21 protein-coding genes and 1 pseudogene are annotated in these 21327 nt (G+C 67.7%); 15 read left to right on the top strand and 7 right to left on the bottom strand.

What is annotated here, in order from left to right; all coding sequences use genetic code 11:
* Nucleotides 1–110: 110 nt before the first annotated feature.
* Nucleotides 111–575: a cytochrome c-type biogenesis protein gene (locus VHP37_29495; GenBank protein HEX2830509.1), complete on the top strand. Its 465-nt coding sequence runs from the start codon at nucleotides 111–113 to the stop codon at nucleotides 573–575.
* Nucleotides 572–1828 carry a c-type cytochrome biogenesis protein CcmI gene (gene ccmI, locus VHP37_29500; protein ID HEX2830510.1) on the top strand — a complete coding sequence of 419 codons (1257 nt, stop codon included), beginning with the start codon at nucleotides 572–574 and terminating at the stop codon, nucleotides 1826–1828. The genes VHP37_29495 and ccmI overlap by 4 nt, the downstream gene beginning before the upstream one ends.
* A 24-nt stretch (nucleotides 1829–1852) precedes the next feature.
* Here ccmI and VHP37_29505 read toward each other — a convergent pair whose 3' ends face one another.
* The 3 genes and pseudogenes from VHP37_29505 to VHP37_29515 all read right to left on the bottom strand — a co-directional run bounded on the left by VHP37_29505 (nucleotide 1853) and on the right by VHP37_29515 (nucleotide 5147).
* Complete coding sequence (locus tag VHP37_29505) at nucleotides 1853–2128, bottom strand: hypothetical protein (GenBank protein HEX2830511.1); 276 nt, start codon at nucleotides 2126–2128, stop codon at nucleotides 1853–1855.
* 104 nt (nucleotides 2129–2232) lie between these two features.
* The gene (locus tag VHP37_29510; protein HEX2830512.1) at nucleotides 2233–2826 is read right to left on the bottom strand and encodes an anaerobic ribonucleoside-triphosphate reductase activating protein; all 594 of its coding nucleotides are present in this window, start codon (nucleotides 2824–2826) and stop codon (nucleotides 2233–2235) included.
* 59 nt (nucleotides 2827–2885) lie between these two features.
* A pseudogene (locus VHP37_29515) lies at nucleotides 2886–5147 on the bottom strand (ribonucleoside triphosphate reductase).
* Between the two features lie 181 nt (nucleotides 5148–5328).
* Between VHP37_29515 and VHP37_29520 the strand changes: the two are divergent.
* From VHP37_29520 to VHP37_29560, 9 genes are all read left to right on the top strand, one after another.
* A complete protein-coding gene (locus tag VHP37_29520; GenBank protein ID HEX2830513.1) occupies nucleotides 5329–5997 on the top strand; it encodes a hemerythrin domain-containing protein in 669 nt (222 codons plus the stop codon).
* Nucleotides 5998–6111: 114 nt separating this feature from the next.
* On the top strand, nucleotides 6112–8616 hold the full coding sequence (gene napA / locus VHP37_29525; protein ID HEX2830514.1) for a periplasmic nitrate reductase subunit alpha: 2505 nt from the start codon (nucleotides 6112–6114) through the stop codon (nucleotides 8614–8616).
* 2 nt (nucleotides 8617–8618) lie between these two features.
* Entirely contained in the window at nucleotides 8619–9116 is a 498-nt protein-coding gene (locus VHP37_29530; protein HEX2830515.1) for a nitrate reductase cytochrome c-type subunit, read from the top strand.
* A 4-nt stretch (nucleotides 9117–9120) separates the two neighbouring features.
* Complete coding sequence (locus VHP37_29535; protein ID HEX2830516.1) at nucleotides 9121–9726, top strand: cytochrome c3 family protein; 606 nt, start codon at nucleotides 9121–9123, stop codon at nucleotides 9724–9726.
* Nucleotides 9710–9907, top strand: coding sequence for a periplasmic nitrate reductase, NapE protein (gene napE, locus VHP37_29540; protein HEX2830517.1), 198 nt, complete (start codon nucleotides 9710–9712; stop codon nucleotides 9905–9907). The genes VHP37_29535 and napE overlap by 17 nt, the downstream gene beginning before the upstream one ends.
* 228 nt (nucleotides 9908–10135) lie before the next feature.
* Complete coding sequence (locus tag VHP37_29545; protein ID HEX2830518.1) at nucleotides 10136–11089, top strand: glutathione S-transferase family protein; 954 nt, start codon at nucleotides 10136–10138, stop codon at nucleotides 11087–11089.
* Nucleotides 11090–11097: 8 nt separating this feature from the next.
* Entirely contained in the window at nucleotides 11098–11568 is a 471-nt protein-coding gene (locus VHP37_29550; protein ID HEX2830519.1) for a hypothetical protein, read from the top strand.
* Nucleotides 11569–11578: 10 nt separating this feature from the next.
* Nucleotides 11579–12847 carry an NnrS family protein gene (locus tag VHP37_29555; GenBank protein ID HEX2830520.1) on the top strand — a complete coding sequence of 423 codons (1269 nt, stop codon included), beginning with the start codon at nucleotides 11579–11581 and terminating at the stop codon, nucleotides 12845–12847.
* Nucleotides 12847–13128: a hypothetical protein gene (locus tag VHP37_29560; GenBank protein HEX2830521.1), complete on the top strand. Its 282-nt coding sequence runs from the start codon at nucleotides 12847–12849 to the stop codon at nucleotides 13126–13128. The genes VHP37_29555 and VHP37_29560 overlap by 1 nt, the downstream gene beginning before the upstream one ends.
* On the opposite strand, the gene VHP37_29565 is transcribed toward VHP37_29560, so the two are convergent.
* A complete protein-coding gene (locus VHP37_29565; GenBank protein HEX2830522.1) occupies nucleotides 13119–14075 on the bottom strand; it encodes a radical SAM protein in 957 nt (318 codons plus the stop codon). The genes VHP37_29560 and VHP37_29565 overlap by 10 nt on opposite strands.
* A 165-nt stretch (nucleotides 14076–14240) precedes the next feature.
* Between VHP37_29565 and hemN the strand changes: the two genes are divergently transcribed.
* Nucleotides 14241–15644, top strand: coding sequence for an oxygen-independent coproporphyrinogen III oxidase (gene hemN / locus VHP37_29570; protein ID HEX2830523.1), 1404 nt, complete (start codon nucleotides 14241–14243; stop codon nucleotides 15642–15644).
* 173 nt (nucleotides 15645–15817) lie between these two features.
* On the opposite strand, the gene VHP37_29575 is transcribed toward hemN, so the two are convergent.
* Complete coding sequence (locus VHP37_29575) at nucleotides 15818–16813, bottom strand: zinc-dependent alcohol dehydrogenase family protein (protein ID HEX2830524.1); 996 nt, start codon at nucleotides 16811–16813, stop codon at nucleotides 15818–15820.
* Between the two features lie 109 nt (nucleotides 16814–16922).
* Between VHP37_29575 and VHP37_29580 the strand changes: the two genes are divergently transcribed.
* From VHP37_29580 to VHP37_29590, 3 genes are read left to right on the top strand one after another with little or no spacing between them, the layout of a single operon-like run.
* Nucleotides 16923–17294, top strand: coding sequence for an HPF/RaiA family ribosome-associated protein (locus tag VHP37_29580; protein HEX2830525.1), 372 nt, complete (start codon nucleotides 16923–16925; stop codon nucleotides 17292–17294).
* Entirely contained in the window at nucleotides 17294–18517 is a 1224-nt protein-coding gene (locus tag VHP37_29585; protein ID HEX2830526.1) for an MFS transporter, read from the top strand. Before VHP37_29580 ends, VHP37_29585 begins: the two co-directional genes overlap by 1 nt.
* 52 nt (nucleotides 18518–18569) lie before the next feature.
* A complete protein-coding gene (locus VHP37_29590) occupies nucleotides 18570–20255 on the top strand; it encodes a cation:proton antiporter (GenBank protein ID HEX2830527.1) in 1686 nt (561 codons plus the stop codon).
* 65 nt (nucleotides 20256–20320) lie between these two features.
* Here VHP37_29590 and VHP37_29595 read toward each other — a convergent pair whose 3' ends face one another.
* Together VHP37_29595 and VHP37_29600 are read right to left on the bottom strand one after the other, a co-directional pair.
* Nucleotides 20321–21022 (bottom strand): hypothetical protein, encoded by a 702-nt coding sequence (locus tag VHP37_29595; protein HEX2830528.1) that lies wholly within the window; start codon nucleotides 21020–21022, stop codon nucleotides 20321–20323.
* A gap of 28 nt (nucleotides 21023–21050) precedes the next feature.
* On the bottom strand, nucleotides 21051–21263 hold the full coding sequence (locus tag VHP37_29600; protein HEX2830529.1) for a hypothetical protein: 213 nt from the start codon (nucleotides 21261–21263) through the stop codon (nucleotides 21051–21053).
* Nucleotides 21264–21327 lie beyond the last annotated feature (64 nt).

Here is a 21327-nt window from a genome sequence, read left to right on the forward strand (position 1 = left end):
GGATAAAGCGGTGACGGGTAAGGCGGTGACGACAACCGGTGACATGAACCGGTGACGTGAAACGATGACGTAGGGTGCGTGCCAACGCACCGCTAGAAATGAAAACGATATTGACCTTTCTGCTTCTGCTGTTCGTAGGCGCGCAGTCGGCGCGCGCCGCCGAGGCCGCGCCTGCGGCGGCGGATCCCGAGCTCGAGAAGCGCGTGAACGCCGTCGCCGAAGAGCTGCGCTGCCTCGTGTGCCAGAACCAGACGCTCGCCGATTCGCACGCCGATCTCGCGATCGACCTCAAGAACCAGGTGCGCGAGAAGCTCAAGCAGGGCATGAGCGAGCGCGAGATCCGCGACTACATGGTGGCGCGCTACGGCGACTTCGTGCTGTATCGGCCGCCGGTGAAAGGCACGACGATGTTCCTGTGGTTCGGTCCCGCGCTGTTGCTGGTGGGCGGCCTGGCCGCGCTCTTCACATGGCTCAGGAAGCGCCGCGCGCTCGCGGTGCCGCCCGCGCTGACCGAGGAAGAGCAGGCGCGCGCCGCGGCGCTCCTCGACCCGCCGCCCGGGGCGGAGCCGCGATGACCGGTTTCGTCGTCCTCGCGGCCCTGCTGGTCGTGGGCGCTCTGCTCTTCGTGCTGCCGCCGCTCATCAAAGGCCGCTGCAGGTCGAACGTGCTGAGGAGCCAGGTGAACGCGGCGGTGTATCGCGACCAGATGCGCGAGCTCGACGCCGACCGCGAAGCCGGCACGCTCGCGCCCGAGGAATACCAGAAGGCCCGCGCGGAGCTGGAAGCGCGCGTGCTCCAGGACGTCACCGCCGACGAGACCGCGGACGCGGCGCCCGCGCGCGGACGCTGGACGGCGATCGCCGCCGGCGTCGCGGTGCCGATCCTCGCGGTCGCGTTCTACGCGCTCACCGGGACGCCGCAGGCGCTGTCGCCGCAGCTGGCGGGCGAGGGCGGCGGGCACGAAGTGACCGAGCAGCAGATCGTCGACATGGTCAGCCGGCTCGCAGCCAAGCTCAAGGAGAATCCGGACGACGCCGAAGGCTGGGTCATGCTCGGGCGGTCGTACTCGGTGCTCGGCCGCTTCCCGGAAGCGGCACAGGCGTACGCGCAGGCCGCCGAGCGCATCCCGAACAACGCGCAGCTCCTCGCCGACTATGCCGACGCGGCGGCGATGGCGCAGGGACGCAAGCTCCAGGGCGAGCCCGAGAAGATCATCGCGAGAGCGCTGCAGGCCGATCCGGGCAACGTGAAAGCGCTCGCGCTCGCGGGCTCGGCGAGGTTCGAGCAGAAGGATTTCGCAGGCGCGGCGAGCCACTGGGAGAAGATCCTGAAGCTCGTGCCGCCCGATTCGGAGATCGCGAAAGGCGTCGAGTCGAGCGTGGCGGAAGCGCGTCAGCTCGCCGCGGGCGGCAGCCCGCCGGGTCCGACGACATCGGCGCAGAGCGTGCCGGCCGCGCCCGCGGCCGCGAAAGGCGGCGGCGAAGGTGCGACGGTGTCGGGCACGGTCTCGCTCAAGCCCGAGCTCAAATCGAAGGTCGGGCCCGACGACATCGTCTTCATCTACGCGCGCGCCGCCGAAGGCCCGCGCGTGCCGCTCGCCGTCCTGCGCAAGCCCGCACGCGAGCTGCCCGTGCAGTTCACCCTCGACGACACGATGGCGATGGCGCCGAACATGAAGCTCTCGGCCTTTCCGAAAGTGATCGTCAGCGCGCGCGTGTCGAAATCGGGCAACGCGCAGCCTCAGTCGGGCGATCTCCAGGGCGCCAGCGGGCCGATCGCGAACGCCGCGAGCGGCGTCGACATCGTCATCGACACCGAAGTGCAATAGGCACGAGGGCGCGAAGGCAGGACACTATCGCGATGCGGTCGTCGGCCTCAGCTTGAGGCCGCGCCAGTCGGTCTGTGCGACGCCGCGCGCTTCGGCCCTCTCGGCGATCACCCGGTTGGCCTCCTGCTGCAGGGCGAGGCGTTCCTCGGCGGACTTCGCTTTCAGCACCTTGGCTCGATACGCGCGACATTCATTGTCCGTGAGGAAGACGTAGTCGTATACGCAGTCGCGCGTCGTCGTCTGCGCCGCCGCGGGCGCGCTCAGCGCGAGGACGGCAAAAAGAGCGGTGAGCAGTTTCATGGGTTCCTCCACGAGGTTGCACTATCCACACTACGCCGTGCCCGCGGTGCGCACTTTGATGTGGCGCAAAGCAAGTGCGGGTGATGAGGTGATGAAGTGAGCCGTCATCGTCGCGGGGGGCGGCATTTTTGCCGAAGGTGAGGTTCGCCGCGGGCTGCGAGCAGCTCGGTCAGCTCGTCGACCTCCGCCGGCGTGAGCACGCGCTCGTCGACCGTGGTGCGGAACTGGTGCCGGACGCCGCTCGCCAGCACGAGCCCCATGCTTTCGCGCGCGCGCACGGCGCTGCCGGGGGTCTGCGTCACGCGGTCATAGCCCGCGAACGTCGCCTTCACATCCATGCCCACCCAGTCGGTGAGCGGCAGCACCTCCGCGAGACGCCGCGGGTAGATCCCGGCCGTGTGCAGGCCGACCTTGTAGCCCATCGCTTTCACGTCGCGCATCGCCTCCGCGAGTCCCGACTGCAGCGTCGGCTCCCCGCCGCTGAAGACCACCGCGTCGAGCACTCGCTTGCGACGCTGGAGAAACGCAAGCACGCCGCTCCACGCGACCTCACCCGCACCGCGCGACGGCTGCAGATGTGCGTTGTGGCAATACCCGCACCGCCACGGACACCCCTGGCAGAACACCACCGCGCAGAGATGGTCGGGGTAGTCGGTGGCGGAGAAGGGGGTGAGGCCGCCGATGCGGAGAGTCGGCACGTGCAAGAAGTGACGAAAAAGGTGGCGGATGAAGCAGTGACGGGTGAAGCGGACACCCGCTAATCCTGCGTCACCGCTTTATCCGTCACCGCTCTATCCGTCACCGTTTCATCCGTCACTTCTTTTTCCCTGAAAAACTTGCGCTCGCGGTGCTCTCCCTTCTTCCCCGTATTGAACGAAGACACCGGCCGGTGGTACCCCATTACCCTCGTCCACACCTCGCATTTCTGGCGCTCGGCATCGTCGAGGTCGAGGGCGGTGAGAGCGGCGGGGGCGGTCATGTCGTTCATGGTCTTCTCCTTGGGATGTCAGGTCGCTGATTCCAGCTCGCGGCGCTTCTTTGCATAGAGGTCCGCGTCGCATTTCGGGCAGTACTCGTGCTCGCCGGCGAGATAGCCGTGCTTCGGGCAGATCGAGAACGTCGGCGTGACGGTGATGTAGGGCAGGGCGTAGTTCTCCAGCGCGCGGCGCACGAGCGTCCTGCACGCCTCGGCCGACGACAGGCGCTCGTTCATGTAGAGGTGGAGCACCGTGCCGCCGGTGTACTTGCGCTGGAGCTCTTCCTGGCGCTCGAGCGCCTCGAACGGATCGTCGGTGTAGCCGACCGGGAGCTGCGACGAGTTGGTGTAGTACGGCATGTCGCGCGTGCCGGCCTGCAGGATGTCGGGATACCGCTTGAGGTCCTCGCGCGCGAAGCGGTACGTCGTTCCTTCGGCCGGCGTCGCTTCGAGGTTGTACAGGTGTCCGGTCTCTTCCTGGAACCCGACGATGCGCGCGCGGACGTGGTCGAGCAGCCTCAGAGCGAAGCGGTGGCCCCATTCGGTGGTGATGTCGTGCTCGTCGCGCGTGAAGTTGCGGATCGCCTCGTTGATCCCGTTCACGCCGACCGTCGAGAAGTGGTTGCGCAGCGTGCCGAGATAGCGGCGGGTGTACGGGAACAGGCCGTCGTCCATGTGGCGCTGGATCACTTTTCTCTTCAGCTCCAGACTGTCGCGCGCGAGCTCCAGCAGCTCGTCCACGCGCTCGTACAGCGAGCGCTCGTCGCCGCGGCAGACGTACCCCAGCCGCGCGCAGTTGAGCGTGACCACGCCGAGCGAGCCGGTCTGCTCCGCCGAGCCGAAGAGGCCGTTGCCGCGCCTGAGCAGCTCGGTGAGATCGAGCTGCAGGCGGCAGCACATCGAGCGGATCATGTGCGGCTTCAGGTCGGACGTGACGAAGTTCTGGAAGTAGGGCAGGCCGTATTTCGCGGTCATGTCGAAGAGCCGGTCGGCGAGCGGCGTGTCCCACGCGAAATCGCGCGTGATGTTGTACGTCGGTATCGGGAAGGTGAAGACGCGCCCCTGCCGGTCGCCGGCGGTCATCACCTCGATGTAGGCGCGGTTGATCGCGTCCATCTCCGGCTGGAGCTCGCCGTAGGTGAACGGCATCTCCTCGCCGGCGATGACCGGCACCGCGTCGCACAGGTCCTCGGGACACGTCCAGTCGAAAGTGAGGTTGGTGAACGGCGTCTGCGAGCCCCAGCGCGAAGGCACGTTCAGGTTATAGATGAGCTCCTGTATGCACTGCCTCACCGCTTCGTAGGAGAGGCGGTCCTTGCGCACGAACGGCGCCATGCACGTATCGAAGGAGCTGAACGCCTGCGCCCCCGCCCATTCGTTCTGGAGCGTGCCGAGGAAGTTGACGATCTGCGCGACCGCGCTCGACAGGTGCTTCGGCGGACCCGACTCGACCCGGCCCGGGATGCCGTTGAGGCCTTCGGCGAGGAAAGTGCGCAGCGACCATCCGGCGCAATACCCCGACAGCATGTCGAGGTCGTGGATGTGGATGTCGCCTTCGCGATGCGCCTGCCCGATGGCCGGCGGGTAGACATGCGACAGCCAGTAGTTCGCCGTCACCTTGCCGGCCACGTTGAGGATCAGTCCGCCGAGCGAGTAACCCTGGTTCGCGTTGGCGTTGACGCGCCAGTCGCGCTGCTCGAGGTACTCCTCCATCGACGCGGCGACGTCGATCAGCGTACGCCGGTCTTCGCGCAGCCTCGCGTGCTGCTCGCGGTAGACGATGTAGGCGCGCGCGGTCGCGACGTAGCCCGCATCGATCAAGGTGGCCTCCACGACGTCCTGCACCTCCTCGACGTGGGGAACGTGCATCGCGCTCTCCTGCGCGAGAATGCCGATGGCGTGATCGCAGAGGCGGCGCGCTTCACGCTCGCCGAACTCGCCGGTCGCCGCTCCCGCGCGCGTCAGCGCCCGCACGATGCGCGCATCGTCGAACGCCTGTCGGGAGCCGTCGCGCCTGACGATCGCGCGAAGACGATTGAGCATGCTACATTCTCCGTTGGGCACCACGACATGTGGTGGTATGAAGGCAAGGTTGCCCCAAGATGTGCTGTCGTCTCAATGAGGTCGTTGCAATTGCTTGATCGGGGTCAAAAGCGCGGCCTCCACCGTGACGGGTTTGATCCACATCAACCTTCCCGGGGGCGGACCGTGAGAACGTGCGCGCATGGAAGCGTCGAATGGATCGCACCTGAGGCTCGCCGCCAGCGCATCGCCGTCGGCGCGCGACCTCGTGACCGGCGTGCTGGTCGAGGAGCACCGCACGCTGCGCATCGTGCTCTCGATCCTCCAGCGGCTGCTGCACGAGATCTCGCAGTTCGGCAGGGAGCCCGATTTCCACCTGCTCGCCGAGGTCCTCTACTACATCGACGACTTCCCCGAGCGCGTGCACCATCCCAAGGAAGACAGGTATCTGTTCCCGGTCGTGCGCAGGCGGACGGCGCGTTTCGACGCGCTGCTCGACCGGCTGCGGACCGACCACGCCCGCAGCGCCCAGATGCTGGTGCGCATCCAGCGCGACCTCGTGCACTTTCAGGCGGGCGACCCGAAAGCGCTCTCGCGGCTGTCCACCAACGTGGCGACCTATGCGGCGCTCCTCGAAGAGCACCTGCAGGCCGAAGAGCGGCTGCTCTCCGACGTGTGCGACGAGCTGACCGAGGACGACTGGGCGCAGCTCGCGCGCGGCTTTGCCGCCGACAGGGATCCGCTGACGGCGGGCGACACGCGCCACGAGTTCCGCGTATTGCGCGCCCGCATACTCAACGCGCTCCCGACGAAGATGCGCCTCGACACCGGCGCGGCAGAGACGATGCGCGGCGACCCGCCGAAGGGTTGACGATTGGACCTACGTCCAATTGTCCGCGGCACCCCCACCACTACCATCGACTTGATCCGCATCAAACAAAGCACTGCCGGTGCGGCCGCGCCGCGTCTCACGAGGAGATTTCGCATGTCCGATAAGATCAACCGCCGCGATTTTCTGATGAATTCCGGGGCGTCCATCGCCGCCGCGGCCGCGGGGACGGTGCCGCTCGCCGCCTCCGCCCAGAACATGATCACCGACGCCGACGCGGCCAGGCTGCGCTGGTCGAAAGCGCCGTGCCGCTTCTGCGGCACCGGCTGCGGCGTCAACGTCGCGGTCAAGGAAGGCCGGGTCGTCGCGACGCACGGCGATCCCGAGGCCGAGGTCAACCGCGGCGTGAACTGCGTCAAGGGCTACTTCCTGTCGAAGATCATGTACGGCGAGGACCGGCTGACCACGCCGCTCCTGCGGCAGACCAACGGCAAGTACGACAAGAACGGCGAGTTCGCACCGGTGACGTGGGATCAGGCCTTCGACATCATGGCCGAGAAGTGGAAGGCCGCGCTGAAGGACAAGGGACCGTCGGGTGTGGGCATGTTCGGGTCGGGGCAGTGGACGGTGTGGGAGGGCTACGCCGCGTCCAAGCTCATGAAAGCGGGTTTTCGCTCGAACAACATCGACCCCAACGCGCGCCACTGCATGGCGTCCGCCGCCGTCGCCTTCATGCGCACGTTCGGCATGGACGAGCCGATGGGCTGCTACGACGACATCGAAGCCGCGGACGCCTTCGTGCTGTGGGGCTCGAACATGGCGGAGATGCACCCGATCCTGTGGCAGCGCCTCTCCGCGCGCAAGCTCAAGGCGAAGCACGTGCAGGTCGCGGTGCTCTCGACGTACGAGCATCGCTCGTACGAGCTCGCGGACCTGCCGATGACCTTCGTCCCGCAGAGCGACCTCGCGATCCTCAACTACATCGCGAACTACATCATCAAGAGCAACGCGGTGAACCGCGATTTCGTCGGGAAGCACGTCGCGTTCAAGGTCGGCAACACCAACATCGGCTACGGCCTGCGGCCCGAGCACGCGCTGCAGAAAGCGGCGCAGAACGCCGCCGACGCCGGGGGTTCCAAGCCGTCGTCGTTCGACGAGTTCGCGAAGTTCGTCTCGAAGTACGACGTGGAATTCGCCTCGAAGATGTCGGGCGTGCCGAAAGACCGCCTCGAGCGCCTCGCGCGCCTCTACGCCGACCCCAAGACCAAGGTGATGTCGTTCTGGACCATGGGGTTCAACCAGCACACGCGCGGCGTGTGGGCGAACCACATGATCTACAACATCCATCTGCTCACGGGGAAGATCGCCACCCCGGGCAACAGCCCGTTCTCGCTGACCGGCCAGCCGTCGGCCTGCGGCACCGCGCGCGAGGTCGGCACGTTCTCGCACCGCCTGCCCGCGGACATGCTGGTGACGAACCCGAAGCACCGCGCGCACGCCGAGGAGATCTGGAAGCTCCCGCCCGGGACGATCCCCGACAAGCCCGGCTATCACGCGGTGCTCCAGAACCGGATGCTCAAGGACGGCAAGCTCAACGCCTACTGGGTGCAGGTCAACAACAACATGCAGGCCGCGGCGAACATCAACAACGAAGGCTATCCGGGCTACCGCAACCCGGCGAACTTCATCGTCGTCTCGGACGCCTACCCGACCGTGACGACGGCTGCGGCGGATCTGATCCTGCCGACGGCGATGTGGGTGGAGAAGGAAGGCGCGTACGGCAACGCCGAGCGGCGCACCCACTTCTGGCACCAGCTCGTCGACGCGCCGGGACAGGCGCGCTCGGACCTGTGGCAGCTCGTCGAGTTCTCCAAGCGGTTCAAGATCGAAGAGGTATGGCCCAAGGAGCTCGTCGACAAGGCGCCGCAGTATCGCGGCAAGACGATGTACGACGTGCTCTTCAGGAACGGCCAGGTCGACAGGTTCCCGCTCGCGGAGATCGACAAGAGCTACGAGAACTTCGAGGCGAAGCACTTCGGCTTCTACCTGCAGAAGGGCCTGTTCGAGGAATACGCGAGCTTCGGCCGCGGCCACGGCCACGACCTGGCGCCCTTCGACACCTATCACAAGGTGCGCGGCATGCGCTGGCCGGTCGTCGACGGCAAGGAGACGCGCTGGCGCTATCGCGAAGGCTCCGATCCGTACGTGAAAGCGGGCACGGGCTTCCAGTTCTACGGCAACGCCGACAACAAGGCCTACATCTACGCGCTGCCGTACGAGCCGCCCGCCGAGTCTCCCGACAAGGAGTATCCGCTGTGGCTCGTCACCGGGCGGGTGCTGGAGCACTGGCACTCCGGATCGATGACGCGGCGCGTGCCCGAGCTCTACCGCGCTTTCCCCAATGCGGTGGTCTACATGCATCCGGAGGACGCGGCGGCGCTCGGCGTGCGCCGCGGCTCGGAGGTCGAGCTTCAGTCGAGGCGCGGCGCCATGCGCACACGCGTGGAGACCCGCGGACGCAACAAGCCGCCCAAGGGCGTGGTGTACGTGCCGTGGTTCGATTCGAGCCAGCTCATCAACAAGCTCACGCTCGACGCGACCGATCCGATCTCGCTGCAGACCGACTTCAAGAAGTGCGCGTGCAAAGTGGTGAAGGTGTGACCATGAACAAAACGCTCGCTCTCGTCCTCTGGCTCGGTCTCGCGGCGGTCGCGTCCGCGGCGCAGCCCAACGCGCCCCAGGGCAAGTTCGACCCGCTGCGCGGCCCCGTCGCGGTGAACGAGGAAACCCGTCCCGCGCGGCTGTCGACGGTCGAGAACAAGGACGTCAGGCGCACGCGCTCGTACGCGATGCAGCCGCCGACGATCCCGCACTCGATCGACAACTACCAGATCGACCGCTACGCGAACCGGTGCCTGATGTGCCACTCGCGCGCCAAAGCCGCCGAGTCGCAGGCGCCGCCGATCAGCATCACGCACTACACCGACCGCGACGGCAACTTCCTCGCCGACGTCGCGCCGCGACGCTACTTCTGCGACACCTGCCACGTGGTGCAGATGGACATCAGGCCGGAGACCGCCGTGCGCAACACCTACGAGGACGTCGAGTCGATCGTGAGGCGCACCCAAGCCGCGCAGAAGACCGCGCCGGCGAAGAAGTGACGCCATGCGCGATCTCCTCAAGCGCTACTGGCGCACGCTCACGCGGCCGAGCGCTTATTACAGCCTCGGCTTTCTGACGATCGGCGGCTTCATCGGCGGCGTGATCTTCTGGGGCGGCTTCAACACCGCCATGGAAGCGACCAACACCGAGGCGTTCTGCACCGGCTGCCACGAGATGCGAGACAACGTCTACCAGGAGCTGCAGTCGACGATCCATTTCACCAACCGCTCCGGCGTGCGCGCGAAGTGCTCCGACTGCCACGTGCCGCACGGCTGGACGCACAAGATGGCGCGCAAAATGCAGGCGTCGAAGGAGGTCTGGGGCAAGATCTTCGGGACGATCGACACCCGCGAGAAGTTCCTCGACAAGCGCCTCGAGCTCGCGCAGCACGAGTGGGCGCGGTTCAAGGCGAACGACTCCCTCGAATGCCGCAACTGCCACCAGTTCGAGTCGATGGATTTCACGCGGCAGACCAAGCGGGCGTCCGACGCGCATTCCACCGCGCTCGAGCGCGGCGAGAAGACGTGCATCGACTGTCACAAGGGCATCGCGCACCGCCTGCCGAACATGTCCACAGTCATGGGAGCCGCAGATGAACGACAGCCGTAGCGTCGAGGGGCGCGGTGCGGTCGCGGCGCCGCCGGCCGATCCGCAGCGCAAGAAGGAAGAGTTCCGCACGTGGCTGTTCCTGAGCCTCATCATGGCGCCGATCCTGTCGGTGCTGATCGTGTCCGGGTACGGTTTTCTCGTGTGGATGTACCAGCTCTTCGCGGGTCCTCCCGGAAGCTAGAATCAAAAGCGTGAACACGGAGGACACGGAGGTTCACGGAGGGCACGGAGGGAGGCAAGCGGGTTTGTCTCGCGTAGGGTGCGCGCCAGCGCACCGCGCCGTTAGCGGTGCGTTACCACGCACCCTACAATCGAACCAGCATGACACGGTACGCATACGACCGATTTGATTTTCCTCCGTGTCCACCGTGTTCCTCCGTGCCCTCCGTGTTAAGGCTTTGTTTTGATCATGGGTTATCTCCTCAACGGTCAATGGCACGACGGCTGGTACGATACGAAGCAGACCGGCGGCGCTTTCGAGCGCCCCGACGCGCAGCTTCGTAACCGTGTCACCGCCGACGGCTCGAGCGGGTTCCCCGCGGAATTCGGCCGCTACCATCTGTACGTGTCGCTCGCGTGCCCGTGGGCGCATCGCACGCTGATCTTCCGCAAGCTGAAAAAGCTCGAAGACGCCGTCACCGTTTCCGTGGTGGAGCCGGTGATGACGAAAGAGGGCTGGGGGTTCAGCGACGCGTGCCCGGATACGCTCAACGGCTTTCGCTACCTGCACGAAGCGTACACGCGCAACGACGCGGGCTATTCGGGACGAGTGACCGTGCCCGTGCTGTGGGACAAGCAGCGCGGCGTCATCGTCAACAACGAGTCGTCCGAGATCATCCGGATGCTCGACAGCGAGTTCGCGTCGTTCGCGCCGGGTACGCCCGACTACTATCCGGCCGAGCACCGCGCGGAGATCGACGCGATCAACGCGAAGGTCTACGCGAACGTGAACAACGGCGTGTACCGCGCCGGTTTCGCGGGCACGCAGGCCGCCTACGAAGCGGCCGCGAGCCGCCTCTTCGAGGCCCTGGACGAGCTCGACGCTCGGCTCGCGCGCTCGCGCTGGCTCGTGGGCAGGACGCAGACCGAGGCCGACTGGCGCCTCTTCACCACCCTCGTCCGGTTCGACGCGGTCTATTACGGGCATTTCAAGTGCAACGTGCGACGCGTCGCGGACTATCCGCACCTTTTTCCGTATCTGCTTGATCTATATCAAACGCCGGGTGTGGCCGACACCGTAGATTTGGGGCACATCAAGCGCCATTACTACATGAGCCACGAGCACATCAACCCGACGCGCATCGTGCCGATCGGGCCCGACCTCGACTTCACCCGTCCGCACGGGAGGGAGCGGCTCGGCTGAGTCTGGCGATGGAAAGCTGGGGAATCGCCCGCGCGCTGCACGTCGTCGGGGTCGTGCTGTGGATCGGCGGGGTCGCCATGGTGACGACGGTCCTGCTGCCGGCGGTCGCCGCGCGCGGCGGCACGTTCGATCTCTTCGAGGCGCTCGAGCACCGTTTCGCGCGGCAGGCGCGCTGGACGACGGCGCTCGTCGGCCTCACCGGTTTGTATCTCGTCGTCTCGCTCGATCTCTGGCAGCGATTCCCGGACCCTCGCTACTGGTGGATGAGCGCGATGGTGATCGTGTGGGCGATCTTCACCGCGATGCTGTTCGTCATCGAGCCGCTGTTCCTGCACCGCCGGCTTGCGGCGCGCGCGCAGCGCGACTCGGCGCGCACCTTGCGCCTCGTAGCCCGCATGCACTGGGTGCTCCTGGCGCTCAGCCTCCTCACCGTCGTCGGGGCCGTGGCGGGCAGCCACGGCGTTCTGCTGTTCTCCTGAAAGTCATCGTATGAGCCTGCATTTCGCGTCTTCGCCCGGGGAGAAGGTTCCCCGCCGCTGGACGCTCGTCTCGGGCGAGGCGCACCGCCTCATGTTCTTCTTCGGCGCGCTGCAGATCGTCGCGGCGATGGCGTGGTGGCTCGCATGGCTCACCGGCGCCTACGTTTCGTGGCATGCGCCGCTGCCCGCGACGGTCGCGCCGCCATGGGCGCATGCGTGGCTGCTGCTCTACGGCACGTTCCCGTTCTTCATCTTCGGCTTCCTCATGACCGCCGGGCCGAACTGGCTGGGCGCGGGCAAGATGCCGCGGACCGCTTTCGTGCCCTCGGCCTGCACGATGGCGGCCGGCCTCGTGCTGGTCTATGCCGGGCTCGGCGTCGACCGCGCGCTCGTCGCGCTCGGCGTTTCGGCGCATTTCGCCGGATGGCTGTGGGGCTACGTCTCGCTGGTGCGCATGCTCGCGAAGCACTGGAACGCGAACGCGCGCTACGCGATCGTGATCTTCGCGTTCCTCGGGCTCGGGCTTGCGGGCGATGCGGTCTTCGCGTGGTCCGTCGCGGCGGGCTCGTTCGGCTACGTCCCTCTGGTGCTGCACGGCGCGGTCTGGTTTTTCCTGATGCCGGTGTTCCTCGGCGTGTCGACGCGCATGGTGCCTTTCTTCTCGGGGCGCATCCTCGGCAGCGACGTCGAATACAAGCCGGCGTGGGCGCGCCCCGCGCTCATCGTCGGCACCATCGCCCACGGCGTGCTCGCCGCGAATGCGCTCGACGCGTGGTTGTGGGCGGTCGATCTGCCGCTCGCGGGCATGGTGTGGCACCTGGCACTGCGCTGGGGCCTGGGCAGGAGCAACGGCGTGCGGCTGCTCGCGGTGCTGCACGTGTCGCTCGCGATGCTGGCGGCGGCGTTCCTGCTGTACGGATTGCTGAGCCTCGGCGTGCTGGCCGGTGTGCTTCCACGCGTCGGTCTCGCGCCGCTGCATCTCGCGGTCATCGGCTTTTTCGCCGCGATGCTGCTCGGCATGGTCTCGCGTGTCACCCTCGGACACTCCGGACGGCCGCTCGAAGCCGACGCGCTGACGTGGACGTGCTATCTGGGCGTGCTCGCGGCAGCGGTGCTGCGCGCCGCCGCCGAGCTTGCGCGCGCGACGCCGCTCGGCACACCCCTCATGCTCGCCGCCGCGGCGGTGTGGCTGGCCGCGTTCGGCGTCTGGGTGTGGCGCTACGCGCCGATGTATCTCGCACCGCGCGCCGACGCGCCGCAGCCTGTCAGGAGGGGATGATGCCCCTCGTACAACCCGGGAAAGGCCGCGTCACCGTCTGGCAATGCATCGGCTGCGGCAAGATCGAAGCCCCGCAGCCGTGCATCGGCGTCTGCCGCGATCAACGGACCGAGATGATCCACGCGGCCGACTACGACGCGCTTTGCGCGCAGGCCGAAACGCTCGCCGCGATCGTGCGGCAGATCGCGACCATCACCCCGCGCGACGGGGAGTGGGAGACCTCGTATCGGGCGTTGCAGCTGCGCGCCCGCGAAGCGCTGCGCAAATCCGGTCAGGAGTAAGCCAGGCACTGCTCGCACGGCGTGCCGCGCACGTCACGCTTCAGGTGCGCTTCGCGCAGGCGCACGAACCGCTCCGAGTTCCAGGCGTCCATGAACGACTGCCGGGTGAGATCGCCCATCGTCCAGTGCGCCGTCGCGTCGAAGCAGCACGCGGAGAGCTTGCCGTCCGCGGTGACGTGGCCTTCGGTGAACGCCGACCAGCACGGCAGCGGCTCGCGCAGCGCGCCGATGCGCCCCTGGTTGCCGGCCGTCGGGCGATAGCCGAGCTCCGCTTCGCGTTGTGTCGCGAACGAGCCCATGGAATAGAGCGGAAGCCAGTAGTGCTGGTCGACGTAGGGGCGCACGTGCTCGTCGAGCAGCGCGTCCATGCGCGCCGCCTGGGCGCCGTCGTACCGGATCGACGAGGCGTAGAGGCCCGTCCTGTAGCCTCTCGCCTGCCGCACGGCCCACGCCGCCTTGATGTTGTTCAGCGCCTTGCCGAACAGGCGCTTCGACACGCCCATGATCGACTCGAACTGCTCGTCGTCGGCCGCGTTGACCGACCACTTCAGAGAATCGAGCCCCGCTCTCATCGCCGCTTCCACGGCCAGCGGCGGCGAGAGCGACGCGTTCGACGTGAGAAAGACGTACGGCATCCCGATCACGCGCTTCAGATACGCGACGCAGTCGACCACGAGCCTGGGATTCATGAACGACTCGCCGAGATAGAAAACGCCGATCTCCTCGACGCCGGCTTCGCGCATCTCGCGCGTGATGCGTTTGAAGAGCTCGAAATCCATGTCGTGCTTCGGCTGCACCTCGCGGGTCCTCAGCGCGCAGAAACCGCAGCGGTAATTGCAGCGCGGCGAGATCTCGATCTTGACGCTGCGCGGCGCGGGTGGGGCGGCTTTGAGGTATGCGGCGGGGATTCGGGTGACGTTGTCGATGCGCTCGGTGATCGCAGCCATGCGGGCTCCGTAAATCATGCGGATCATCGTGCGCGGGCCGCGCTCCGCGCGTACTGATCTGCATCAAGCGTTCGTCCGCGCGCCGTTTGACCTGCATCAATCGGCTGCCCGCGCCCCGGCCGGATACTGCCCGTCATGCCGGACACACGCCTCCAGGGAAGCCCAATGACCATCACCGCACGGGAACACCCCGGCCTCGACGTCGACCTCGACCTCATCGCAAGGCTCGACCGCAACGGCCCTCGCTACACGTCGTATCCGACCGCCGACCGCTTCGTCGAAGGCTTCGACGCCGACGCTTACGCGGCGTGGGCCCGGCGCCGCAACACGAGCGGCGCGCACCGGCCGCTGTCGCTGTACGTGCACCTGCCGTTCTGCCGCTCGCTCTGCTACTACTGCGGCTGCAACAAGGTGATCACGCAGGACGTGTCGAAGTCGCAGCGTTACCTCGCGGCACTGAAGAAAGAGATCGCGATGCAGGCCGGCCTCTTCAGGGACGACCTCTGCGTCACGCAGATGCACTGGGGCGGCGGCACGCCGACCTTCTATACCCTCGACGAGCTTGCAGACCTCTTCGCGACCTTGCGCCGGCACTTCGACCTTTCGCCCGAAGGCGATTATTCGATCGAGATCGATCCGCGCACCGCCAGCCCGGACACGATCGCCGCGCTCGGCGAATTGGGCTTCAACCGGGTGAGCTTCGGGGTGCAGGACTTCGATCCGGACGTGCAGCGCGCGATCAACCGGGTGCAGAGCGAAGAGCAGACCAGGGGCGTGATCGACGCCGCGCGCCTGTCGGGCTTTCGCTCGGTCAACGTCGACCTCATCTACGGCCTGCCGAAACAGAACCTGCTCACCTTCAACCGCACGCTCGCGCGGGTCGTCGCGCTCAAGCCCGACCGCATCGCGGTCTACAACTACGCGCACCTGCCGTCGCGATTCAAGTCGCAGCGGCTCATCAGGAGCGAGGACATCCCGCGGCCCGACGTGAAGCTGAAGCTGCTCGGCCTCGCGGTGCAGCGGCTCGCCGCGGCCGGCTACGTCTATATCGGCATGGACCACTTCGCGCTGCCCGACGATCCGCTCGCGGTGGCGCAGCGGCAGGGCCGGCTGCAGCGCAATTTCCAGGGCTACTCGACCCACGCCGAGTGCGACCTGATCGGCCTGGGCGTGTCGTCCATCGGCGCGGTCGGCCCGAGCTACAGCCAGAACGCGCGCACGCTGACCGACTACTATGCGCGCCTGGACCGCGGCGAGCTCCCGGTCGCGCGCGGCGCGGCGCTCACCGCCGACGACCTCGTGCGCAGGAGCGTCATCCAGACGCTGATGTGCCATTTCGAGCTGTCGAAGGAAGCGATCGAGTGCGCGTACCTCGTCGATTTCGACCGCTACTTCGAGCGCGAGCTGAATGAGCTCGCGAGCCTGGCGCGCGAAGGCCTGCTCGAGCTCGGCGACGACTGGATCACCGTGACGCCCAAAGGCCGCATGCTCATCCGCAGCGTCTGCATGCCGTTCGACAAGTACCTGCGGCAGGCCGATGCCGCCAAGCGGTATTCGCGGACGATCTAGAGCAAACATCTTCAACCGCCAAGGAACGTGTCATTGCGAGGAGCGGCAGCGACGAAGCAATCCCGTTACGAACGCCGATCGTGCGCCACGAGATCGCCACGTCGCTTGGCTCCTCGCGATGACTGATTCGGTTCTCCTTTGCGTCCTTGGCGTCCTTCGCGGTTCAACGCTTTTCAAGGCACGAGAACTGCCGCGCCGGTGATGCGGCCCTGCCGCAGGCGCGCGAGCGCTTCGTTCGCGTCGGCGAGCGCGAAGCGCTCGACCGTCGTGCGCACCGGCACTTGCGGCGCAAGCGAAAGAAACTCCATGCCGTCGGCGCGCGTGAGGTTCGCGACCGAGCGCACCGTGCGCTCGCCCCACAGGAGCTCGTAGGGGAACGAAGGAATGTCGGACATGTGGATGCCCGCGCAGACCACCGCCCCGCCCTTGCGCACCGCGCGCAGCGCATCGACGACCAGCGAGCCGACCGGCGCGAAGACGATCGCCGCATCGAGCGCACGCGGCGGGGCGGCGCCCGAGTCTCCCGCCCATACGGCGCCCAGCTCGCGCGCGAACGCCTGCGCCTGTACGTCGCCGGCCCGCGTGAACGCATAGAGCTCGCGTCCCTGCCAGCGCGCGACCTGAGCGACGATGTGCGCCGCGGCGCCGAAGCCGTAGATGCCGAGCCGCCGCGCGTCGCCGGCCATCTTGAGCGACCGGTAGCCGATGAGCCCGGCGCACATGAGCGGCGCGGCCTGCGCATCGTCCAGACCATCGGGCAGCGGCAGGCAGTAGCGCGCATCGGCGGCGAGATACTCCGCGTAGCCGCCGTCGAGGTCGTAGCCGGTGAAGCGCGCGCGATCGCAGAGGTTCTCCTCACCGCGCAGGCAGAACTCGCACGCGCCGCACGTCCAGCCCAGCCACGGCACGCCGACGCGCTGTCCGGGCGTACAGCCGGTGACGCCGCTGCCCACGGCGGCGACGCTGGCGACGACTTCGTGCCCCGGGATCACCGGCAGCTTGCCGCGCGTGAGATCGCCGTCGACCACGTGCAGGTCGGTGCGGCACACGCCGCAGGCGTGCACGCGCAGCAGGAGCTCGCCGGCTCCGGGATCGCGCACCGCGACCTCGCGACGCGCCAGCGGCGCGCCGCGCGCCGTCAACACCATCGCGTGCATAGGGCGGCTCATCTCGCTCGCAGTATGCCCGAGCTGCGAGTCGTTTGACGCCGATCAAAGGTTTTCGCGCGGCCGGCGGCTACTCTGAAAGCGGACGATACCGTCCGTACCGGAGCTCGTAATGGAACTGCCGCTGCAGATCACTTTCCACAGCATTCAACGATCCGACGCGATCGCCGGGCAGGTGCGTAGCCGCGCCCGCAAGCTCGAGAAGTTCTTCGACCGCATCCACTGCTGCCGCGTGGCGATCGAAGCGCCCCATCACCGCCGCACCAAAGGCAACGAGTATCGCGTGCGCGTCGAGGTGTCGTTGCCGGGACAGCAGCTCGTCGTCACGCGCGGCGAGGGCGATCACGGCGCTTACGCCGACGTCTACGCCGCGATACGCGACGCATTCGACGCGATGCGCCGCCAGCTCGAGGACCACGTGGCGCTCCTGCGCGACAAGGCGAAGACCGCCGGATCCGCGCAGATCGAGCCCGTCGGCCAGTAATGACGTTTCAACGCGGCGCCGCCGCGACGGTATCTCTCGTGGTGCTGTCGCAGGTGGTGCATTTCCTGACGTATTCGGGACTCGCGCTGCTCCTGCCGTTCATCCGGCAGGACCTCGGGATCACGTTCGCGCAGGCGGGCGTGCTGTCGGCGGTCGCCACGAGCACTTACGCGCTCGCGCAGATACCGGCGGGTTACCTCTCCGATCGTTACGGCCCGAAGCGGCTGTTCTTCGGCGGCCTGCTGGGCTGGTCGCTGCTCGCGGCGGCGCTCGCGCTCGCGTTCTCGTACTGGGCCGCGCTCGTCACGCTCGCCGCGGCGGGCGCGTGCCGCGCGCTGCTCTTCGCGCCCGGCATCGCGCTCGTCGCGTCGTGGTTCCCGCCGCAGCGCCGTGCCACCGCGATGAGCCTGTTCCTGGTCGGTTCCTTCGTCGGCACCATCGTGCTTGCGCTGTCCGCGCCGCGGCTCTCGGCGTGGTTCGGCTGGCGGCCTGCGTTCGCCGTCTACGCGCTGCTCGGCGTCGCAACCGCGCTGGCGTTTCACTACGCGGCGGCCGAGAACCCGGATGCGCGCCCCGCCCGGCGCATCGGTCTCGGCGACGCGCTCGACGTGTTGAAGCATCGCGTCGCCTGGTTGTGCAACGCGCTGCAGTTCATCCGCTTCAGCGCGGTGACCGGCTTCAATTTCTGGCTGCCGTCGCTGCTCGTCTCCGATCGCGGCTTCAGCCTCGAACAGGCCGGTCTGGTGGTCGGGCTGAGCGCCGCCTGCGCGGCCGCGGCGAATCCGCTCGGCGCATATATCTCGGATCGGCTCGGCAAGCCGCCGCTCGTGATCGGCGTCTCGCTCGCGATCGTCGCGTGCATGTCGTCGCTGCTCGTCAGCGTGACTTCGACGCCGCTGCTGCTCGCGGTGGTGGCGCTGCACTCGGTCTTCATGACGGTTTATTTCGGGCCGCTGTTCTCGGTCGCGGTCGACGCGCTCGGCAGCCGCCGGGCGGGGCTGGCGACCGGGGTCGGCAATCTCTTCGCCAACGTAGGCGCCCTGATCTCCGCGTTCGCGCTCGGCGTCATCAAGGATGCGACCGGGAGCTTCGCGGCCGGCTTTTACGCGATGAGCGCGCTGTGCGCGGTCGGCGTCGCGCTCGCATTCGCGCTCTCGCGCATGCGGACCGCATCCGCCGACGAGGCGTTGCCGCGTATAGGAGAGAACTGGAGCACGACGTGACCCGGAGGCGCGGCCTTGGCCGCGCCGACAGCGGCGTACAATCTGCCGCAACATGGGTGCGCTCGCCGAAGTACTGAAGCTCCTGTTGTTGTCCGTCGTCGCCGTCGCAGTGCTGCGGCGGCTGCGGCTGCCGCCGATCATCGGTTACGTGCTCGTCGGCGCGGCCGCGGGTCCCAACGGCTTCGGCTGGCTCGAGGACAGCGAGACGATCCACTTCCTCGGTGAAGTCGGGATCGCGTTCCTGCTGTTCACGCTCGGCCTCGAGTTCTCGATCCGCCAGTTCGCGGCGATGCGCAAGGTGCTGCTGGTGCTCGGCGGCTCGCAGGTGCTGCTCGTCACGGCCAGCGGGGCGGCGATCGCGTGGATGAGCGGGTTGTCGCCCGCCGCGTCGCTGGTGATCGGCGGCGCGATCGCGATGTCGTCGACCGCGATCGTCATCAAGCAGCTCCGCGACCAGCTCGAGCTGCAGACGACGCACGGCCGGCTCGCGGTCGGCATCCTGCTGTTCCAGGACCTCGCGGCGATCCCGTTCCTGGTCGTCATCCCGATCGTCGGCGCGAGCGGCGGCGGCGCGCTCGCGCTGCCGCTGCTGCTGGCGTTCGGCAAGGCGATCGCGGTGCTCGTCGCGATGCTCGCGATCGGCCGCTACGCGCTGCGTCCTATCCTGCACGAAGCGGGCGCTTCCACCGAGCTCTTCACGCTGACCGCGCTGCTCGTGTCGCTCGCTGCGGCGTGGACGACGCAGCTCTCGGGACTCTCGCTCGCCTTCGGCGCGTTCGTCGCGGGGATGATGCTGTCCGAGACCGAATACCGCCACCAGGTCGAGAACGAGATCAGGCCGTTCCGCGACGTGCTGCTCGGGCTCTTCTTCGTATTCGTCGGGATGCGCCTCGAGCCTGCCGCGCTCACCGGCGAATGGAAGGCGGTGCTCCTGCTCTTCGCCGGGCTGGCGATCGGCAAAGGGGTGATCGTGGCGGCGATCGCGCGGCTCTACGGTTATCGCTCGCCCGAGGCGATCCGCGCCGGGCTCGTCCTCGCGCAGGGCGGGGAGTTCAGCGTCGCGCTGCTCGCGCTCGCGGTGAGCACCCGCGTGTTCGACGTGCGCGCGGCGCAGCCGGTGCTCGCCGCGGTGGTGCTGTCGATGCTGGTCGCGCCGCTCGTGATACGGCGCGGCGACGCGATCGTCACCCGCCTGTTCGCCGGAGCGGGCGGGGCGGCGGAAGAGGCGCGCACCGAGCTTGCCGCGGCGCTGCACGGCACGCGCGACCACATCCTGGTGTGCGGCTACGGCCGCGTGGGCTCGCAGCTTGCGCGCCTGCTCGAAGAGTTCGAGTGCAAGGTCGTCGCGCTCGACACCGATCCCGGACGCGTCAAACAGGGCTGGGACGCGGGCAGGGAGGTCTATTACGGCGACGCTTCGCAGAAAGGCGTGCTCCAAGCGGCCGGCGTGAAAGACGCGAAAGCGGTCGCCATCACGTTCGACCACCTGCCGGCCGCGTTGCGAGCGCTGCACGAAGCGCGCGAAGCGAATCCCCGCATCGCGGTGCTCGCGCGTGCGAGCGACCAGTCGGCGCTCGATGCGCTGCGCGACGCGGGAGTGACCGAGGCGGTACCCGAGACCATGGAAGCGAGTCTCATGCTCGCCACTCAGATGCTGCTGGTGTCGGGCATGCCGGGCCAGCGCGTGCTCGAGCGCATGCAGGAGATGCGCGAGGAGCGGTATCGGTCACTGGTGTGAAGGGTGAAGGGCGAGCGTGGTTACCCTTCACCCTTCACCCTTCACCCTTCACGGGTGTTTATGCATCAGAAGGACGGTGAGATCAGGCGCATGCCGATGGAGAACCAGCGCTTCTCGCCCGTGCCGCCGAGGCGGTCGCCGTAGGTAGTGTCGATCTGGAAACGTTGCGGCACGATCCAGATCCTCAAGCCCGCCTGGAACTGCGGGCGGCCCGCTTCCTGGTGGAAGACTTCGGGGATGAAGAAGAGCTTCGGGTTCAGCTTGATCTCGCCGCCCACGCCCCACGTCGGGCGGTGGTGGCTGTCGCCCGAGGGGCGCAGCACGCCGCCGTTGACGTGGAGCACCGCCAGGTCGTCGGCGAACGAGACGCTGAGCGGCACATAGCCGTACAGGCCGCGGCCGACGCTCTTCGACGGCTCGTCGGGATAGCGCAGCCTGCCGAGCGCGAGACCGATGCCCCAGCCGTTGGTCTCCAGCGGCTTGAAGATCGTCTTGCCCTGCATGAGGACGTCGGTCGTGTGCGTCTCGCCGTTCTCTCGCGTGCGCGAGCCGCCGAGCGCGAGCTCGAGGTTGCCGGTGGGGTTGCACGCCGGTATCGCCCAGAGCTCGGTGCTGTGGTCTTCGTTGCGCCGAACCCACGTCTCGACCTGGCAGGCGCGCGGGTCGACGATGCGCGCGTCGTCGGTGATCATCGGCCGTGCCGCGCGCGCGGCAGCGGGCAAGAGCAGGGCCACGCACGTGAGCGCGGCGAGGCGTGGCGATCTCATCCTCGCCGCGAGTAGCCGATGCAATAGGTCAGGAGTTCGAAGTCCGGCGCAGCCGCCGGTTCTCGTCCCGGCGCTCGAGCGCGATGCCCACGAGCTCCAGCACGATGCCGGCGAGCAGCAGGCCGAGCCCCGCGCCGGACAGCGAAGTGAAGGTCGGCCCGGGAGCCATCCACATGAGGATCGCGCCGACGATGACGAGGACGGCGCCGATCGCGCGGCGGAGTTTGGTGCGTGTGATCACGACGGCCCTGCAGCGGGTTCGGGTACGCGCAATATACAATCAACCATCGTAGCGCACCACCGGC

Source organism: Burkholderiales bacterium (assembly GCA_036262035.1).
In the GTDB taxonomy this organism is placed as follows: domain Bacteria; phylum Pseudomonadota; class Gammaproteobacteria; order Burkholderiales; family SG8-41; genus JAQGMV01.

What these genes read in the sequence shown, in the direction of transcription:
- ccmI (HEX2830510.1), top strand. Translation starts at nt 572, where the DNA reads ATGACCGGTTTCGTCGTCCTCGCGGCCCTGCTGGTCGTGGGCGCTCTG.
- VHP37_29505 (HEX2830511.1), bottom strand. Translation starts at nt 2,128, where the DNA reads ATGAAACTGCTCACCGCTCTTTTTGCCGTCCTCGCGCTGAGCGCGCCC.
- VHP37_29520 (HEX2830513.1), top strand. Translation starts at nt 5,329, where the DNA reads ATGGAAGCGTCGAATGGATCGCACCTGAGGCTCGCCGCCAGCGCATCG.
- napA (HEX2830514.1), top strand. Translation starts at nt 6,112, where the DNA reads ATGTCCGATAAGATCAACCGCCGCGATTTTCTGATGAATTCCGGGGCG.
- VHP37_29530 (HEX2830515.1), top strand. Translation starts at nt 8,619, where the DNA reads ATGAACAAAACGCTCGCTCTCGTCCTCTGGCTCGGTCTCGCGGCGGTC.
- VHP37_29535 (HEX2830516.1), top strand. Translation starts at nt 9,121, where the DNA reads ATGCGCGATCTCCTCAAGCGCTACTGGCGCACGCTCACGCGGCCGAGC.
- napE (HEX2830517.1), top strand. Translation starts at nt 9,710, where the DNA reads ATGAACGACAGCCGTAGCGTCGAGGGGCGCGGTGCGGTCGCGGCGCCG.
- VHP37_29545 (HEX2830518.1), top strand. Translation starts at nt 10,136, where the DNA reads ATGGGTTATCTCCTCAACGGTCAATGGCACGACGGCTGGTACGATACG.
- VHP37_29550 (HEX2830519.1), top strand. Translation starts at nt 11,098, where the DNA reads ATGGAAAGCTGGGGAATCGCCCGCGCGCTGCACGTCGTCGGGGTCGTG.
- VHP37_29555 (HEX2830520.1), top strand. Translation starts at nt 11,579, where the DNA reads ATGAGCCTGCATTTCGCGTCTTCGCCCGGGGAGAAGGTTCCCCGCCGC.
- VHP37_29560 (HEX2830521.1), top strand. Translation starts at nt 12,847, where the DNA reads ATGCCCCTCGTACAACCCGGGAAAGGCCGCGTCACCGTCTGGCAATGC.
- VHP37_29565 (HEX2830522.1), bottom strand. Translation starts at nt 14,075, where the DNA reads ATGGCTGCGATCACCGAGCGCATCGACAACGTCACCCGAATCCCCGCC.
- hemN (HEX2830523.1), top strand. Translation starts at nt 14,241, where the DNA reads ATGACCATCACCGCACGGGAACACCCCGGCCTCGACGTCGACCTCGAC.
- VHP37_29575 (HEX2830524.1), bottom strand. Translation starts at nt 16,813, where the DNA reads ATGAGCCGCCCTATGCACGCGATGGTGTTGACGGCGCGCGGCGCGCCG.
- VHP37_29580 (HEX2830525.1), top strand. Translation starts at nt 16,923, where the DNA reads ATGGAACTGCCGCTGCAGATCACTTTCCACAGCATTCAACGATCCGAC.
- VHP37_29585 (HEX2830526.1), top strand. Translation starts at nt 17,294, where the DNA reads ATGACGTTTCAACGCGGCGCCGCCGCGACGGTATCTCTCGTGGTGCTG.
- VHP37_29590 (HEX2830527.1), top strand. Translation starts at nt 18,570, where the DNA reads ATGGGTGCGCTCGCCGAAGTACTGAAGCTCCTGTTGTTGTCCGTCGTC.
- VHP37_29595 (HEX2830528.1), bottom strand. Translation starts at nt 21,022, where the DNA reads ATGAGATCGCCACGCCTCGCCGCGCTCACGTGCGTGGCCCTGCTCTTG.